This is a genomic window from Rhodococcus sp. C-2 (genome assembly GCF_027854095.1).
In the GTDB taxonomy this organism is placed as follows: domain Bacteria; phylum Actinomycetota; class Actinomycetes; order Mycobacteriales; family Mycobacteriaceae; genus Rhodococcus_F; species Rhodococcus_F qingshengii.
Genome location: NZ_JAQGFI010000025.1, coordinates 33,364 through 47,802, shown reverse-complemented (window position 1 = coordinate 47,802; position 14,439 = coordinate 33,364). Strand labels below are relative to the sequence as shown.

Below are 14,439 nucleotides of genomic sequence, written 5' to 3'. Positions count from 1 at the left end.
GCACAGCAACTCAAGCGCGCGCACCTCGAACTGGGCGGCAAAGCGCCCCCGCGGCGCTCCTCCCGGCGCTGCGCGCCGGGAGACGGAGCGGGTCGCTGCGCTCCCCGCCAGGGAGCCGCTACGCGGCTCGCGGTGGGTCACCCCAGGCAGCCGTCGAGCGGGTCGCTGCGCTCCCCTCGAAACCGAAATAACCGACACACCAACATAATTCAGCGCCACCACCGCAGCACCCCCGAACCCGAACGAGAGACGGGGACGCGCTGCGCGCGCCGCAGTCCGGCCCGCCCCGTCGCTCTCAACCCGTCCCGATGTCATGCACCAATGATATACCACCGCCCCGACAACGCCAAAACGCGACACGACACCACCAGAGCCGAAATCACAACGCCCACAACCAAACACGAGAAAACAGCCCAAAACAGCCACGCAAAGACGCCGAACCCACCAACACCACAACAGCATTCAAAACATCCGTTGCGGCACAACACAATTCAAAATCCGCACCGAGCACCCGCCGACCCCACCCAACCGCCACCGAACACCCCCACCACCGGCGCCGGCCCCACACCCACCACCCCGCCGGCCTCGAGGCGAGGACATGCCATCACCCCAGGTCACAACACAGAAACACCCCCACCACCCGACACCACACCGCAACCACCACCCCAACACCAGACCCGCGGACCACACCCGGACCCACCACACACACCCCAACACCTCACCGAACCCACCCCCAGGCCCACACCCCCCGAAAACACCCCCAAATGACCGCACACACCCAACCCCGAGCCCCAACAGCGCCCAACACACCCACACACAGCACAACGGCCCCGACACCACACCACAACCACAGACCTGACGCCTTTCCGCGGCATCTGGTCGCCAGGTACGGGCGTCGCGATTGACTCAACGGGCCAGCGGATGGGCCAATGTAGATAGCCCGGTCATCGACGTTGCTTCGTTCCAGCACCAGAGGAGGCGACCGTGTTCTCTACGATCTGCGCGAAAACACCCGATCGGTCACGGATGTACCGATATGACCGTGTACCTCATAAATGGACCCGAGTCGGTGGGGACGTCGGGGAGCCCGACGAGGTCTACTACGGCGGCGAGTATGGCCTGTTCCGGATAACTCCGAACCCCGATAAGCCGGGCTCCACCTACATCGTTCGATGGCGGAGACGGAAACATAACTACGCAACTCACGCATGGCATCCGATTGGCGGTCCCGGTGCGGAGTTTGTCGTCACTGCCGACACTGTGTTTGGGCTGACACCGGACCGAGGCGCGGTCTACCGGTACGACGACGTTGGAAGCTCCTGGACCGCTGTCGGCGGACCTGCTGCCCACCTGTACGGCGGTGGATATGGGTTGATCGCCACAAGCCCGGACAACGCCAGCGTGTGGAGATTTCTCTGGGAACCCAACACTTGGACGCAGATCGGCGGACCCGGTGCAGAGTTCGCCGTCACTGCCGACACTGTGTTTGGGCTAACGCCGGATCGAGGTGCGGTCTACCGCTATGACGGCCGCGAGCGATCATGGACGGCAGTAGGGGGACCTGCTTCCACTATCTGCGCGTTCTTTGAAGAGGACTGATTGACGGCATAGCCGCCCATGCATCGTTTTCGGATCGTCCGGAAGCTGGCCCTTGGCGCACGCCAGAGCGGCCCCGACACCATCTCGGTGTCGGGGCCGCTGTGCACCAGCTCGACGTCCTACGGGACCGGCCCGGTTGCTGCGGGCCGGTCCCCCGGCCGACTACACGACCAGCCCGACCCCGAGCACGCGGTAAGCGGCCTCGCTGGTGGCACGCTGGGCCGCATCCGGGTTCTCAGCGTTCCACTCGCTGGCGGAAGCGACCACCTCGCGGATGGCGCGGCGAGCAGCCTGCCCGAAGCCCTCCGCATCGTCGATATGGACGACGAAGGGCGCGCCGTCGAGCGTCTGCACGGTCGCGGCCTGGACGTCGACCGCGTAGGTGCCCGCGTCCTTGGCGTGGATCGCGAGGACGCGGTAGGCGGCCGAGTCGGTCACGCGCGGGGTGTCCTCGGAGTTCTCGGCGTTCCACTCGCTGGCGCGAGCGACCGCGCGGCGGATCGCGCGGCGAGCGGCCTGGTCGAAGCCCTCGGGGGCGGTGACGGTGACGGTGAAGCTCGCACCGGTGAAGTCGAGTTCGGCGATGGCCTGGGCTTCGACGCGGTAGGTGTTCATGTGTCCTCCTGGACGTGGGTGGGATGGTTCGGAATGCGGTTCTCCGCGTTAGGCGATTTCCCGAGTGGGACTCGGTGTTTCACCCCCCGAACACCTCTTAACAATACAATACGGCTTTGTGTAGTGGCAAATCCTGCACCCCCCGGCGACGGTCCGACGCGGGGCCGGCTCCTACGCCCGGCACCCAGGGACGTGCTATCACCGCAGGTCAGAGCGTATGGATGGCGCCGGGCGTTCCGGGCACCTGACGGCTGCGGCCGTGGGGGCGATGCTCACGAGTGAAGGTGCGGAAGCCCTCGAAGTCGAGGTCGACGCAGGTGTTGAGGGCGGGGTTTCGGGTGTCGAGGACGACACGACTGCGGGCGGTGAAGCTCGCGCCGCAGTGGCACTCGAATGCGGTGGTCAGGATCTCGCCGAGTCGGTTGGCGAGGAGTCCGGTCACTGCTGCCAAGGGTTCTCCTCCGTGGGATGTGGTGGGCAGGGCCGCACGGCCCGGCAGCGATGCCGGGCCGAGCGGTGGCGCTACAGGCGCTCCCAGAACGCGATCGCGGCCTCGTTCCGGTCGCTGTAGGCGGGAAGGCCGGTGCCCGCGTGGACGGGTCGCAGCGCGTCGGCGATCGGCTCCAGGAGATCCGGGCTCCACCGCTCGTGGCCACCGAGCGCGGCGAGGATCTTCGCGCAGGCGGTCTGCGCCTTCTGCGGGTCGAGCTGGGCGGCGATGTCGGCGATTCGACTCATGGGTCCTCCGTGATGGTTTGGGCCGCTGTGGGGCCCGTGGGGGGCGTTTTCGGGGACGAGAGAGGGGATCGGCCCGGTTGCTGCGGGCCGATCCCCTCTCTTGTCTGTGGCGCGCTACGCGATCCGGTCGGGGGTGAAGGTCTCGGCGGTGGCGTCGAAGACCTTCAGCGGCCGCACCGCGATGCCCTCACGCTCGACGCTGACGAACCCACCGTCGGTCAGGGTTGCCAGGTCGTTCGCGAGGTCGACCTGTTCCGCGTCGAAGTCGCGGGGCACGTTCACCGCGACGCGGTGGCGCGAGACCTCGGTCCACTCGATCTCGATGGTTCGCATCAGACGGCCACCGACTCGGCGGTAGCCGGGACGCGGGAGGCGTCGACGTTGATCAGGCCGCCGACGTCCGCCGACGCGACGAGCGCGGCGACCTGGTCCTCGTCGAGGCTTGTCGTCTCGCCCTCGTCGTCGCTGGAGGTGAACACCACCGTGCCGAAATACGGCTGCGAGCGGAATCCGTAGTGCCGCGCCATCATGGTCGCGGTCCGGTTGACCTTCGCGTCGGCCACGCACATGCCCTCGTCGTCGAGCCACATGCCGAGCCCCGGCGCGAGGCGCACCAGGTCGAAGAGACGGCAGCCGATCGCCTCCCGCAGCGCCTCACCGACGCCCTGCCCCTCGACGGTCGGCAGGTTCACCACCTCGGCAAGCCCGTTCACTCCCAGCCGGACCGCCGTCACCGTGTTCGTCATCTGAACCCCTCTCCCCGCCGCTTCGGCGGGATCTCGTCGGTGCTTGTCACCGCCGTTTCCAACAAGACCCACTTTACAAAACCCTTTTGTAAAGTGCAAGCGGAGAGGGACGCCCGCGAGCCCCGACGCGGTCGCCACCCGCCCGCGTACTGGGGCCGGCGATTCGCCGGCCTCGTCGCGGGACGTGTCGTCACCGCAGGTCAGGACCTATTTCCGCGCAGTGAATGCACGAAGGGTGGGACGCCGAGGTGAAGATCCCCCTCGAGGTCCCGCCCTACCGCGCGTGAGTTGCCGCGTGAGTTACCCGGTGCCGCAGTCGCTTCCGCCGCCACCGTCGCCGCAGTCGCCGCCGAACGTGGAACCGCCGTGGAAGCCGCCTCCGGCCGATCCGTCGGGCTGGTAGCGGCGATCCGGCGCGATCCCCCACTGCGCCGTCTTGACGCGCGACCACACCAGCGCGCCGAACATGGCCACGGCGATCAGGCCGATACAGAGATACAGAGATACAGAGATACAGAGATACAGAATCACAGGTCATCCCCCCTTTTCGTGTCGTGCTCGCGCGCCGGATGCCGCGCGGCCCGTGCGCCACCCGACCACGAGCCGGGCGGGCCGCGCAACGGACACCCGAGGTTCGCGGCCGCGCGGCCGGGCCGGTCAGTCGCGCAGCGCGACCCACAGCTCCGGCTCGAAGTCCCAGAGCGGTTCAGCCTGGACGAGTTCGCCCCAGGTGATCATCTGGCGGCAGTGGTTGAGGGTGTCGTACGCGTTGGCACCCTTGATGTTTCCAGCCAGTCCGGTGACGGAGAAGGCGTGGTAGCCCTGGCCGGTGTCGGGGTTGGTGCACTCGTCGCGCAGGCGCTTGAGTTCGTTGACGATGGTCTGGTGCCACCAGAACCGCTCGCCCTCGCGGTAGGCCGCAGGGTCGCGGTAGGGGTCGTCGGGGCCGAACTCGATCGGGTCGAGGGTCCTCATCGAGGTGTCTCCTTGCAGGTCAGGGGGAATGCAGAACGAAGGCCCCGCCGATTTCCGGCGGGGCCTTCTCGTCGCCTCAGATGTAGGCGATCTCGTCCGCGGTGAGCGCGCGGCCGGTGGTGCGCTCGATCAGCGCAGCCTTGGCGGCGACGAACTCCTCGTCGGTGCCGTTCGCCTTCGCGGCCTCGTAGGTGGCGCGAACCTCGTCGATCGTGGTGGCCATGACCATCTCCCTTCATTGGTGTTCTCCGTCGGTGTTGGCACAACCTTACAATGTTCTTTTGTAAAGTGTCAACCCGAACACGCAGAGAGGCAACGTCATACACGAATCGAGGCAGACATCGAGCGCGCGGGACGTGTCATCTGCGCAGGTCGGGCATTAGGCCCGTAGTCGACACGGGGGCGGGGCCAGGCGGCTCGTGAGGGAGAATGCCGGGGTGGACCGGCCCGGTTGCTGCGGGCCGGTCCACCCTCCGGTTCATGCCCGGGCGGTCACCGGGACGTGTCGTTTCCGCTGGTCACGGTCTCGGGGTCGATCCAGGCGTTGACGGCCACGGCCCGCTCCTCGGAAAGCGCGAAGTAGACGTTCGCGCCGGGGCCGCCGTCGAACGGACAGGTGGCGATCTGGTCGGTGATCACGCGGGCCTCCCTCGCGTTCGGGTGCGCGGCCGCGTTCACCTCGTCGACGGTCTGCGTCATGTCAGCTCCTCTCATTCGCCGGCGATTCGGCGGGACGTGTCATCAGTGCAGGTCCGGGACCATTTTCGGCAGCCTCGGCGTCGAGCCACGGTTCGCGTTCGCGGCCGACGATGTACTCACCGCCCGGCGGGTCGTCGTAGGCGTCGAGCAGCTCGGCGCGCGCGGCCGGGCTGGCGGCGGCCAGGTTCGCGTCGCGGGTTTCCTTCCAGCCGTGCCAGTCCGCGCCGTGCCCGGCGTCGATGACGTACTCAGTGGCCGGGTACGGCTGTCCGCCGAGGAACGCGGTCACCTCGGTGCCGCCGTCGGGGTCGCGAACGACGACGAGTTCGAGTTCGGGGATCACGGCGGTGCCTTTCGTCGGTTCGGGTGGTTGGTCAGCGGCGGTCGGCGCGTTCCTCGGCGTAGTGGCCTGCGGCGTGGCGGTTGACGGCGTCCCAGTCGACGCCGAGCGCGGCGGCCAGGTGTCGCAGGTTCGCGACGAGATCGGAGATCGGCGTCTCGAAGTCGGCGTCGTCGTCCGCTGCCTCGGCGTACGGGGCGACGGCGGAAACGACGCTCAGAGCGCGCACGGCGGCCGATTCGGCGTGGCCGGTCACGTCGACCTCGGGGCGCGGCAGATCCTCGCCGAGCGCGTCGTAGGCGAGCAGGGCGGACACGGTGGTGATCGCGGCGAGCTTGGCGGTGTAGCTGGTCATCAGGGGCAAGTCCTTTCGTCGGAGCGAGACTGGAGGCCGGGGGCGGCCCGTTCGGGCCGCCCCCGGTGGTCGGGTCAGTTCTTGGTCAGCGTGTAGCCGAGATGGTCGGCGAGCATGTGCATCAGCTCCTCGGCATCGGGCGTCGACGCCATCCCCATGCGCAGCGCGGCGGCCTCGCACTCCTCGGGCTTGCCGCACTGGCAGTTGCCGGTCTCCGGCTTCTCGTACGAGGTGTAGAGCGATTCCCCGAAGACGGACGGGTCGAGGACCCACTTGTCGGCGCCGTCGAGGTCGCGCATCACGTAGACGCTCAGGGAATCCTCGATGTAGTGGGTTCCGCGCTGTTCGGCCTGGTCGGCGGGGTGGACGAAGACGGTCTCAATGGTGGTCATGCGTGGCCCTTTCGGTCGTTCCTACGGACACAACTTTACAATATGGCTTTGTAATGTTCAAGGGGTGGGGTTGTCCTTGTCGAGCGACGACTCGCACCTCCGCGTCGAAGCTCGCATCAGGGGCGCGCCGGCGCTTTCGCCAACCCCCGGCGGGACATGTCATCTATGCAGGTCAGAAGCGCGAAAGGCCCTGCACCCGTTGGGGTGCAGGGCCTGGGCGCTGTCGGATTCAGGGTTCGGGCGGACTTGCCCCGGAGGGACGGATTTCGTCCACGGCGGTCAGTGCGGCCGGTATGCGCGGGTTCGTTCGACGCCGTCGTCGTAGTCGTCGACGTACTCCCCATCACCGCGCGTGTAGTTACCTCCGACGCGGTCCGGGTTGTACGCCATGAACACCACGTCGGGGCGGCCGTCGTTGTAGGTGCGGAAGGTGTCGTAGTCCCAGCCGTCGGGGGCGTAGTCGTCGTTCCACTTCAGCCGCGCGACGGGGACGAATCCGGCGTCGGCGTAGAGCTTGGGCAGGACGGTGTCGAAGCAGTCGAGTCGGCGGCCGCCGATCGCGGTGGCCTGGCGGAGCATCGACTGCACAGCCTTCGGGTGTGCGCAGTCCTTGTGCGCGAAGGCGGACACGATTTCGTCGCCCTTGAGGGCAACGCCGCCCTTGCCGTCGTCGGTGACGAGTAGCCGCATCTGCCGGTACTCGTCCTCGTCGTAGACGTAGACCGACGCCGCGTATGGGTTCTTGCGAGTCAGTTCGAGCATCTGTTCCCGGTAGACGCCAGCATCTTCCGGGGCCAGCTCGTGCAGGGTGGGCGCGGACAGCCCGCGGGCCTCGAACTCCGCGCGATCGGCGTCGGGGAGGGTGTGCTCGGCGACCGGGTCGACGGGGTGGCCGTTGATCAGAATCCGAGCGCTTCGGCTTCCTCGATCTCGGGGTCGCTCCAGCGGGCCTCGATCTCCCGGCGCTCCGTCTCCGGCAGGTCCGGGCTCCACCCGTACTGCTTCCAGAACTTCTCTCGCCGTTCCTGGGTCATCGGTTCGTCGTTCGTCATGGCGATTTCCTTCCTCGTGGTCATTGTCGGCGCGTGCCCCGTGCAGGGCTGCGGTTTGCTCGGCTCGCAGCCGCTGTGCGGCCGCCAGGCGCTCGGTGAGCGCGCTGCGGCCGTCTGGGTCGGTGGTGGCTTCGATCGCGGTGCGTAGGTCGTCCTGGCCGCCCGGAGTGGAGTCGTAGAGCGCCCAGGTCTCGGCGAGGTCTGCTTCGGCGGCGGCGAGGCGGCGTTGGAGTCGGGCGTGGGCCGGGTGCTCGGCGAGCTTGGTGCGGGCCTGCTCGACTCGGGCGCTCACCTTGTCGAGTCGTTCGCGCATGTGCGGGGTGCAGCGCGGGCCGGGCTTGGGTTTACACATTGGCGTGGTGCTCGCTCACCGCGCCGATGAGCGTGGCCAGCGCGCGGCCGAGCTGGTCGACCCGCGCAGGGTCCGGGGTGCGGGGATCCGTCAGGTACACGTCGCGGCGCAGCTCGATCATGACCGAGGAGACGCGGCGGTCGTGGCCGTAATGCCGCAGCGGCAGGTAGCAACCGGCGTAGGGCGTGTTCTCCTCGATCTCGCCGAGGGACGCGAATGCGCCACGGGTGGCGGCGATCAGCCAGTCCGGCGTGTGGACCGGGTCGGTGCCGATGCACAGCGGCGGCCGTGCGGCGGCAGGGTCCTCGAACCTCGACGGCGTCTGCGGGTACGAGTGCAGGTCGATGATCACCGCGTGGCCGCACGCACGCAGCCGGTCGTCGACCGCGTCCGCAACGGCATCGGCGTAGGGACGGAATATGGCATCGAGCAGGTCCCCGGTGCGCGGATACGGCTCGGCCCGCATCGGTGCGCCGCCGCAGGTGCGGGTGTAGACCGCACCCCGACCAACGGCGTTGGCCGGTTCGGTGTCGTCGGGGAACCGCTCGGGGTCGACGACCAGCCGCGAGAGCGTGTTGCGGACGACTGCGGGCCTGAGCCCGTGGTTCCCGATGTGATGGGACGCGGCGGCGGCGATCTCGTCGGTGGCGGTGTCGGTGGCCTCGTCGAGTTCCGCCTCGAGTTCGGCGTCGGTCAGCAGCAGGTCCGCGCGGATCTCGGGCGGAATGACGCGCGAGGCGTGCGGGACGTGAATGAGCACCGGCGACCTGGTGGCATCCGGTGTGACTGCGGCAGTGCTGGGCACTACTCCCCCTCTTGTCTGTCGTGATCACGGCCGATCTTTCGGGCGCGATGCGCGACGGATAGTGGCATCGGTGGGCAGTTCTTCGCACCTGGGTGTACCCCCGCCGTAGGGGACGCGAATTGTCCTCGCGGGCGCAGGAATCAGGCGCTACCCGGGATCCGGACGCCGGTCACGCACTGCGGCGCCCGAATGCCTGGACAGCGGCGTCGCGCAGGACCCAGGTGTCGCCGACGCGGGTGGCGGGCAGCTTGGCCGTCTTGATGGCGTTGAGGACGCCCTGGCGGCTCACGCCGAGCGTGTTGGCGGCCTCGGTGACGGATACGAGGGGCGGCAACTCGATGGCGTCGGTGAGGCGGTCGAAGTCGGCGGCGGTCAGTACGCGCATCGACAGCAGCGTCCACGGGTACGTGTCGAGCAGCGCCAGCGCGGTGGTGTTGGCCTGGCGGACGGAGTCGGCGGGCAGGGTGAAGACAACCTCGGTGCGGCCGAGTTCGGAGCGGCCGACGGCTCCACTGTGGTCGGCGATCGGGTCCAGGAGCTGGTCGATGTTCTCCTCGTCGAACGGTGCGTCGAGTTCGGCGACGACGTTGTACGGCTGTGCGGTCACTGGTTTCGGTCCTTTCTGTTTTCATCTCGGGTGCGAGGTTTGGTTCGATGGGAGTGGGCCGGGGGTGTTACCTGCACCCCCGGCCCCTCTCTCATCTCAGTGGCGGGGTGGCCACTGGAACCCGGTCTGGCGCTTGATCTGCGCCAGGGCGTTCTTGAAGGCTCGACGGTCGCTGGCCGTCTTGGAGAAGGTTGTGATCACTTGTCCGTCCTTGCGGACGATCGGGTGGCCAGCCTTGGTTGCGCCGATCTCGAATCCGGCTTTCTCCAGTGCCTTCAGGACCACCTGCGTGTCCCGGTCGATTCCCCTGAACCTCTGCGGCAATCCTCGCACCTCTCTGTTTAATTGACAATCCAAGCGTAACCAATCACTTGTCAATTAGCAAGCTATGGCGGCGACGGTGGTCGCGAGCTGGGAGTTCCCGACAACGAGCCGGGGCCGGCGACTCGGCTACACCAGCACGAAAAGGGGCCCCACCGGCCGGTGAAGCCCCCCTCGCGCCCGTAGCGGAACTACATCGCGGCCACGACCGCGCGGGCGTACTCGCGTGCAACCGGGAGGTCGACGCCGGTCGGGCCCGCGTCGTAGGCCGCCGCGACGGTCTCGACGTCGGTCGGCTTCCCGGCAGCGGCGAGCTGGTCGACCAGTCGGCAGTCCAGGCGCACGAGGGCCGCAACGGCGTCGCCGATCTCGAACGGCGACGCCGTGCCGTTGCCGTTGTCGTCGTGGACGTATTCGGCGACCTGATGAGGCAGGAGCTGGGCGGGCCCGAGCTGCCCACCCGGACCGACGGCGCGGGCGTCGAAGCCGGACTCGAACTCCAGTTGCGCAGCAACGAAGCCGGGTGATCTGCGGCGCCGCACACGCCAGCGGCGCGGCGTGGATCCAGGGAGCGAAGTCGGCGGGCACACGGTCGAGCACGCTGGGGGCGTTCGGGGCGGCGACGGCGCTCGGAGCGGCAAGCAGCGCGGCGACCCCGGCCGCCGCCGCGCCCCAGACGAGTGCGGCGCGGCGGGCGGTGGGTGCGAACATGCGAAGTCCTTTCCTGTGGTGGATGGTTCAGCGTCACTGATGCCGGGCCTTCGGCACCAGGGGGTGGTCACAGCGCGACGTCGAGCACCCGGGCGCGGTCAGGCACGCCGTCGGGGCCACTGAAGCCCCACGCCTGGACCGCTCTCCGGGCCTCGGCGGGGATCTCGGCGTCGCGAACGCTGGCGCCGTAGCGGCGGTCGGGGTCGAGGACGTAGCCGCCGAGGACGGCGCTCTCGACAGCCGGGTGCAGATGCCAGGTGGTCCCGGTCGGGACGCCGAGCATGCCGTAGGCGTACCGGGTTGTCGGCGCACCGGTCTCGGGGTCGACGGTCTTGACCTCAGTGGCCCATTCGACGGACACCAGCGCGTAGAGCGGGGCACCGATGACGCCGGTGGCCATCACCGAGGTGTCCGCGCCCACGAAGGGCTGCACCAGGCTGCCCGGGGCCGGGGTGCGCGGGAAGCCGTGGGCGAAGCCGACGACGAGCGCGGCGGCCCCGTTGATCTCGGTGGCGTAGCCGGTGGGCAGTACGGGGGCGGGGACAGTCATGGTGACCTCCTGTGCGGGGTGGGCGTTTTCGGGCGACGGAGCGCTGGTCAGGCGGCAGCGAGGGCGGCGCCCGGGCGGGCGTGGACCTCGATGTCGACCGCGGCGTCGACCTCCTCGTGGACGGTGCCGTCGGTCAGGCGCACGTCGACGAACAGCACGCCATCCTCGGTCCTCCGGTTGAGGATTTCTTCGATCTCGCCCCAGATCGGCTCGCCGGTGATGGCGACGGTAACGAGTTCGGCAACAACGGTATTCGACATTTCGTTTCCCCTTCGACGGTGGTGTTCGACAGGCATTACTAGACAAAGTCTTTTTGTATTGTTGCAACCCCAAATCTGACAGCCCGCCGGAAACTCACGCACGGGACGTGTCATCTGCGCAGGTCACACACCGTTTCTCCGTCCCAGGTGCATACGAAAAATGCCGGGCAGCGAGTACGTGTCTCACTGCCCGGCATCACGAAGGACGCGGGGCCGGCTATGCGCCGGGACGTGTCATCTGCGCTGGTCAGCAGCAGTTTCGGTGCGCGTCACCATTCACCGCGACCGGCTCCCGACCGGAACGGTGGTCTCGAGCGCGATCGGGAGATCGGTGTAGCGGCCTCGGCGGCGGCCTTGTCTGCCTGACGGTGCTGGTGCGCGTCGAGTGCGGCCACTCCGGCGATGTCGGGTCGGCCAGTGGCGAGCAGGACCAGCACCTCACGCGCGGCGACGGTGTCGCCCAGCGCGCGGTGTCCGCCGGACAGCGGGACGTTGAGGTCGGTGCCGAGCGCGGCCGAGCGCTGCTGCATGACGCACTGCCAGCGGGTTTCGTCGGCCAACACGGGTGCGACGGTGCCGGTGCGGGCGCAGTCGTGGAGGATCCGGCCGTGGTCGAACGGTGCGTTGTAGGCGAGCACGATCCGTCCGGCCACCGCCTCGACGATGCGGGGCAGCACCTGCGGCCAGGTCGGTGCACCGACGAGGGCGGCGGCGGTGATCCCGTGCACGGCCTGCGCGCCCGGCTCGATCGCGACGTCTCCGGGGTCGACGAGGGTGTCGAGCAGGACGGCACCGGTGGCGGCGTCGATGACCGCGATCTCGATGATCGACCCGTCGAATCCGGTGGTCTCGCAGTCGAGCACCACCGCCGTGCCGGGCGCGAGCATGCCGAGTGCCCACTGTCGCGGGTCGGTCTGCGGTGTCGTCACGGGTACCTCCTTGGTGCTGGTCATGGTCGCGCACGGCACCGACATCACTAGGCAGACTGTCGCTGCTCGGCCTCGGCGAGAGCTGCGGCGTAGGTGTCGCGGTGTCCGCACGGGTTGATCCAGACATCGTGGGTGAGCCATTCCCCGTCGTCATAGCGGCTGTGGCTGCGCGGCTTCCCGCGCAGCCCGCCGCACTTCTGACAGGTGGCGTCGATGGCGATGGTGCGGATACGAACGTGGCCGACGGGCGAGGCGCTGCGGTCGGGCACGCGCACCGACAGTGCGGCGGTGGCGAGCAGGTAGCCGCGCCCGGATGCGGTGGCGTGCAGGCGGTCGACGTTGATCTCGACGACCCGGTTCGGGTGCAGGACCTGGCCGTTGGCGTGGTTGGTGACGGCGATAACCGTGCAGACCGCGACGGTGCCGAGAGAGCCGGCACTCTCGAATCGCTCGACGCGCAGAGTGCGGCGCGCGGTCCGGCGGGTGTCGTCGATCCAGTGCTGGCCGACGCGAATCTCGTCGCCGTGCCGGTTGGTCATGGTGGCGGGCATCGTTTCTCCTGTGGGTGTGGCCGGGGCTGCGGCGGCCCCTGGCCGCCCCGGGGTGGGGCGGCCAGGGGTGGGGGTGGTCAGGCGGCGGGGGTGTCGGTGACGCGCTCGCCGTCGACGATCCGAACCTGGCGGTGGTCCGTGGTGCGCAGGTCACGGATCTCGCTGTAGGCGATGCAGTCGGTCCAGCCCCCGCCGACGATCGAGCGGATGGACACCGACTTGGCGTTGACCCGCACGACCTCGTTCCACTGGCCGACGTAGTAGACGTGGTCGCCCTTGGTGACCACGTCGCGGCTGTAGGCGGTGGCCTTGCCGTCGGCGAGCTGCTGTTCGTGCACGCCCTGCCAGTAGGCGAGCTGGTCGGCGGTGTGCTCGATCTCCTCGAGCACCTGATCGCGGTGCGCGCCGGTGGCCGAGGCGTGGGACTCGACGAACTTCTCCCCGGTCTGGGAGTCCGTGTGCAGGGTGCGGGTGTAGCCGTCGCGGGTCCGCTCGTAGCGGCGCAGGTCCGCGGTCAGTTTCGCGATCCGTCGGGTCACGGTCTGCGGGGCGTAGCGCGCGTCGGTGGTCTTCGCGGCGTCGGCGCGGCCGCGTGCGGTGGCGGCGTCGCGTTCGGCGTGCACGGCCTTTCCGAGGGTGTTCCAGGACTTCTCGACCGCCTTACGGTGGCGGCTCTCGCTGTGGTGGCCGACCTTGATCGGCTCGCCGCCCTCGGGCAGTGCGTCGGTGGCGGCCTTGTCGGCGGCCCAGGCGGACTCGGCGGCGGCGGCCTTGCGGTCGGCCTTCGAGTCGAGGGCGTCGACCCGGTTCTCCTGGCGGGCGATCTTGTCGGCCTCGACGTCGGCGGTGGTCCGGTAGGTGTCGTCGATGTCGAGCTCGACGACGAAGTCGGCGGCGCGCAGCGCGGCGGCGGTGGAGTTGATCTGGGCACGCTTGGCGCGCTGGTCACGCGAGTGCGGGATGTACCACGAGCCCAGGCCCCGGGACCAGCGCCAACGGTGGAGCTTGAGGATTTCGGCGGATCCGTCGCCGCGTGCGGTGCCGTCGATGAGGGTGCCTTCGGCGTGGGTGTGGGTGATGGTCAGTGCAGACACAGGTGGTGGTCCTTTTCGTCAGGTGTGGAAGGTCGGGGCCGGTCAGGTCAGCGGATGAACCGCCATGCCGAGCGAGCGGCGCGGGCCCCTGGGACCTTGCGAACGGCGAGGTTGGTGGCGGCCTTCGCGGCGCGCTTGCCGTAGACGGCGCCGCGCGAGGGACCGGCCGGGCGGGCGGCGGGGCGCTTGGGCGCCGGGCGGTGGGAAGGTGCCGGGGTGGTGGCCATTTCGCGTTCCCACTCGGCGAAGTGGTCGACCGGGGCGGGGGCCTTGTCCGGGTCCTGATTGGCAGCCTTCGCGGTGCGCGAGCGGTCCTGGTGGCGGGCGTCGCGGGCCTCGTGGCCGCTGATGGGGTCGACATACCGCAGCGGGGTGTGGGCAACGATGGCCCCGGCCAGGCGCGAGCGCCAGACCTGCTGCTTGTAGGCGGCGAGAAAGTGGCCGACCAGCCATGCGAGGGAGCCGAGGGCGATCAGCGCGAGACGCGTCCCGGTCGGACCGTCGAGGACGATCGAGATCAGGGCGGTGATCACGAGCAGAGCGCCACCGAGGCGACCGAGCAGGGATCCGACGGTCCAGATGATCAGCGCGGTCAGAGCGACGAGTGCAGCGATGGCGATCAATGACATTTCGTTTCCCCTCGTATGGTGCAACTTCCGAGAACTACTTTACAATACGATATTGTAATGTTGCAAGCCCAACGTAGGAAAGGACCCGAAGGTCATGCTTCTGACAATGCAAACGCCCT

24 protein-coding genes are annotated in these 14,439 nt (G+C 68.7%); 1 reads left to right on the top strand and 23 read right to left on the bottom strand.

Going from position 1 to position 14,439, the window contains the following annotated elements; genetic code table 11:
- A partial coding sequence (locus tag PCS43_RS32330) for a hypothetical protein (protein WP_270923210.1) occupies nt 1-208 on the top strand: 208 nt, incomplete at its 5' end.
- A gap of 1,553 nt (nt 209-1,761) precedes the next feature.
- On the opposite strand, the gene PCS43_RS32325 is transcribed toward PCS43_RS32330, so the two are convergent.
- From PCS43_RS32325 to PCS43_RS32215, 23 genes are all read right to left on the bottom strand, one after another.
- Nucleotides 1,762-2,214, bottom strand: coding sequence for a hypothetical protein (locus PCS43_RS32325; protein ID WP_161121726.1), 453 nt, complete (start codon nt 2,212-2,214; stop codon nt 1,762-1,764).
- A 208-nt stretch (nt 2,215-2,422) separates the two neighbouring features.
- Nucleotides 2,423-2,665 carry a hypothetical protein gene (locus PCS43_RS32320; RefSeq protein WP_161121727.1) on the bottom strand — a complete coding sequence of 81 codons (243 nt, stop codon included), beginning with the start codon at nt 2,663-2,665 and terminating at the stop codon, nt 2,423-2,425.
- A 71-nt stretch (nt 2,666-2,736) separates the two neighbouring features.
- Entirely contained in the window at nt 2,737-2,952 is a 216-nt protein-coding gene (locus PCS43_RS32315) for a hypothetical protein (protein WP_161121728.1), read from the bottom strand.
- A 114-nt stretch (nt 2,953-3,066) separates the two neighbouring features.
- Nucleotides 3,067-3,285: a hypothetical protein gene (locus PCS43_RS32310; RefSeq protein ID WP_161121729.1), complete on the bottom strand. Its 219-nt coding sequence runs from the start codon at nt 3,283-3,285 to the stop codon at nt 3,067-3,069.
- Entirely contained in the window at nt 3,285-3,698 is a 414-nt protein-coding gene (locus PCS43_RS32305; RefSeq protein ID WP_161121730.1) for a DUF3846 domain-containing protein, read from the bottom strand. Before PCS43_RS32305 ends, PCS43_RS32310 begins: the two co-directional genes overlap by 1 nt.
- 300 nt (nt 3,699-3,998) lie before the next feature.
- A complete protein-coding gene (locus PCS43_RS32300; protein WP_161121731.1) occupies nt 3,999-4,229 on the bottom strand; it encodes a hypothetical protein in 231 nt (76 codons plus the stop codon).
- A gap of 126 nt (nt 4,230-4,355) precedes the next feature.
- The gene (locus PCS43_RS32295) at nt 4,356-4,673 is read right to left on the bottom strand and encodes a hypothetical protein (RefSeq protein WP_161121732.1); all 318 of its coding nucleotides are present in this window, start codon (nt 4,671-4,673) and stop codon (nt 4,356-4,358) included.
- Nucleotides 4,674-4,749: 76 nt separating this feature from the next.
- Entirely contained in the window at nt 4,750-4,896 is a 147-nt protein-coding gene (locus PCS43_RS32290; RefSeq protein ID WP_161121733.1) for a hypothetical protein, read from the bottom strand.
- Nucleotides 4,897-5,165: 269 nt separating this feature from the next.
- Nucleotides 5,166-5,372 (bottom strand): hypothetical protein, encoded by a 207-nt coding sequence (locus PCS43_RS32285; RefSeq protein WP_161121734.1) that lies wholly within the window; start codon nt 5,370-5,372, stop codon nt 5,166-5,168.
- A 1-nt stretch (nt 5,373) separates the two neighbouring features.
- Nucleotides 5,374-5,715 (bottom strand): hypothetical protein, encoded by a 342-nt coding sequence (locus PCS43_RS32280; RefSeq protein ID WP_202427396.1) that lies wholly within the window; start codon nt 5,713-5,715, stop codon nt 5,374-5,376.
- A 31-nt stretch (nt 5,716-5,746) separates the two neighbouring features.
- Nucleotides 5,747-6,067 carry a hypothetical protein gene (locus PCS43_RS32275; protein ID WP_161121735.1) on the bottom strand — a complete coding sequence of 107 codons (321 nt, stop codon included), beginning with the start codon at nt 6,065-6,067 and terminating at the stop codon, nt 5,747-5,749.
- Between the two features lie 74 nt (nt 6,068-6,141).
- On the bottom strand, nt 6,142-6,459 hold the full coding sequence (locus PCS43_RS32270; RefSeq protein WP_161121736.1) for a hypothetical protein: 318 nt from the start codon (nt 6,457-6,459) through the stop codon (nt 6,142-6,144).
- A gap of 279 nt (nt 6,460-6,738) precedes the next feature.
- Entirely contained in the window at nt 6,739-7,824 is a 1,086-nt protein-coding gene (locus PCS43_RS32265; protein ID WP_245362073.1) for a hypothetical protein, read from the bottom strand.
- 31 nt (nt 7,825-7,855) lie between these two features.
- Nucleotides 7,856-8,668, bottom strand: coding sequence for an N-formylglutamate amidohydrolase (locus PCS43_RS32260; protein ID WP_161121737.1), 813 nt, complete (start codon nt 8,666-8,668; stop codon nt 7,856-7,858).
- Nucleotides 8,669-8,837: 169 nt separating this feature from the next.
- Nucleotides 8,838-9,275 (bottom strand): helix-turn-helix domain-containing protein, encoded by a 438-nt coding sequence (locus PCS43_RS32255; RefSeq protein WP_161121738.1) that lies wholly within the window; start codon nt 9,273-9,275, stop codon nt 8,838-8,840.
- Between the two features lie 96 nt (nt 9,276-9,371).
- Nucleotides 9,372-9,599, bottom strand: coding sequence for a hypothetical protein (locus tag PCS43_RS32250; protein ID WP_161121739.1), 228 nt, complete (start codon nt 9,597-9,599; stop codon nt 9,372-9,374).
- Nucleotides 9,600-9,787: 188 nt separating this feature from the next.
- Nucleotides 9,788-10,186, bottom strand: coding sequence for a lytic transglycosylase domain-containing protein (locus PCS43_RS32245; protein ID WP_161121740.1), 399 nt, complete (start codon nt 10,184-10,186; stop codon nt 9,788-9,790).
- Between the two features lie 188 nt (nt 10,187-10,374).
- On the bottom strand, nt 10,375-10,857 hold the full coding sequence (locus tag PCS43_RS32240; protein WP_209923024.1) for a hypothetical protein: 483 nt from the start codon (nt 10,855-10,857) through the stop codon (nt 10,375-10,377).
- Between the two features lie 47 nt (nt 10,858-10,904).
- The gene (locus tag PCS43_RS32235; protein ID WP_161121742.1) at nt 10,905-11,117 is read right to left on the bottom strand and encodes a hypothetical protein; all 213 of its coding nucleotides are present in this window, start codon (nt 11,115-11,117) and stop codon (nt 10,905-10,907) included.
- Nucleotides 11,118-11,386: 269 nt separating this feature from the next.
- Complete coding sequence (locus PCS43_RS32230) at nt 11,387-12,046, bottom strand: 3'-5' exonuclease (protein WP_161121743.1); 660 nt, start codon at nt 12,044-12,046, stop codon at nt 11,387-11,389.
- A 47-nt stretch (nt 12,047-12,093) separates the two neighbouring features.
- Entirely contained in the window at nt 12,094-12,597 is a 504-nt protein-coding gene (locus tag PCS43_RS32225) for a hypothetical protein (protein ID WP_161121744.1), read from the bottom strand.
- A 77-nt stretch (nt 12,598-12,674) separates the two neighbouring features.
- Nucleotides 12,675-13,691, bottom strand: coding sequence for a DUF3560 domain-containing protein (locus PCS43_RS32220; protein ID WP_161121745.1), 1,017 nt, complete (start codon nt 13,689-13,691; stop codon nt 12,675-12,677).
- Nucleotides 13,692-13,738: 47 nt separating this feature from the next.
- Entirely contained in the window at nt 13,739-14,344 is a 606-nt protein-coding gene (locus PCS43_RS32215) for a hypothetical protein (RefSeq protein ID WP_245219889.1), read from the bottom strand.
- Nucleotides 14,345-14,439 lie beyond the last annotated feature (95 nt).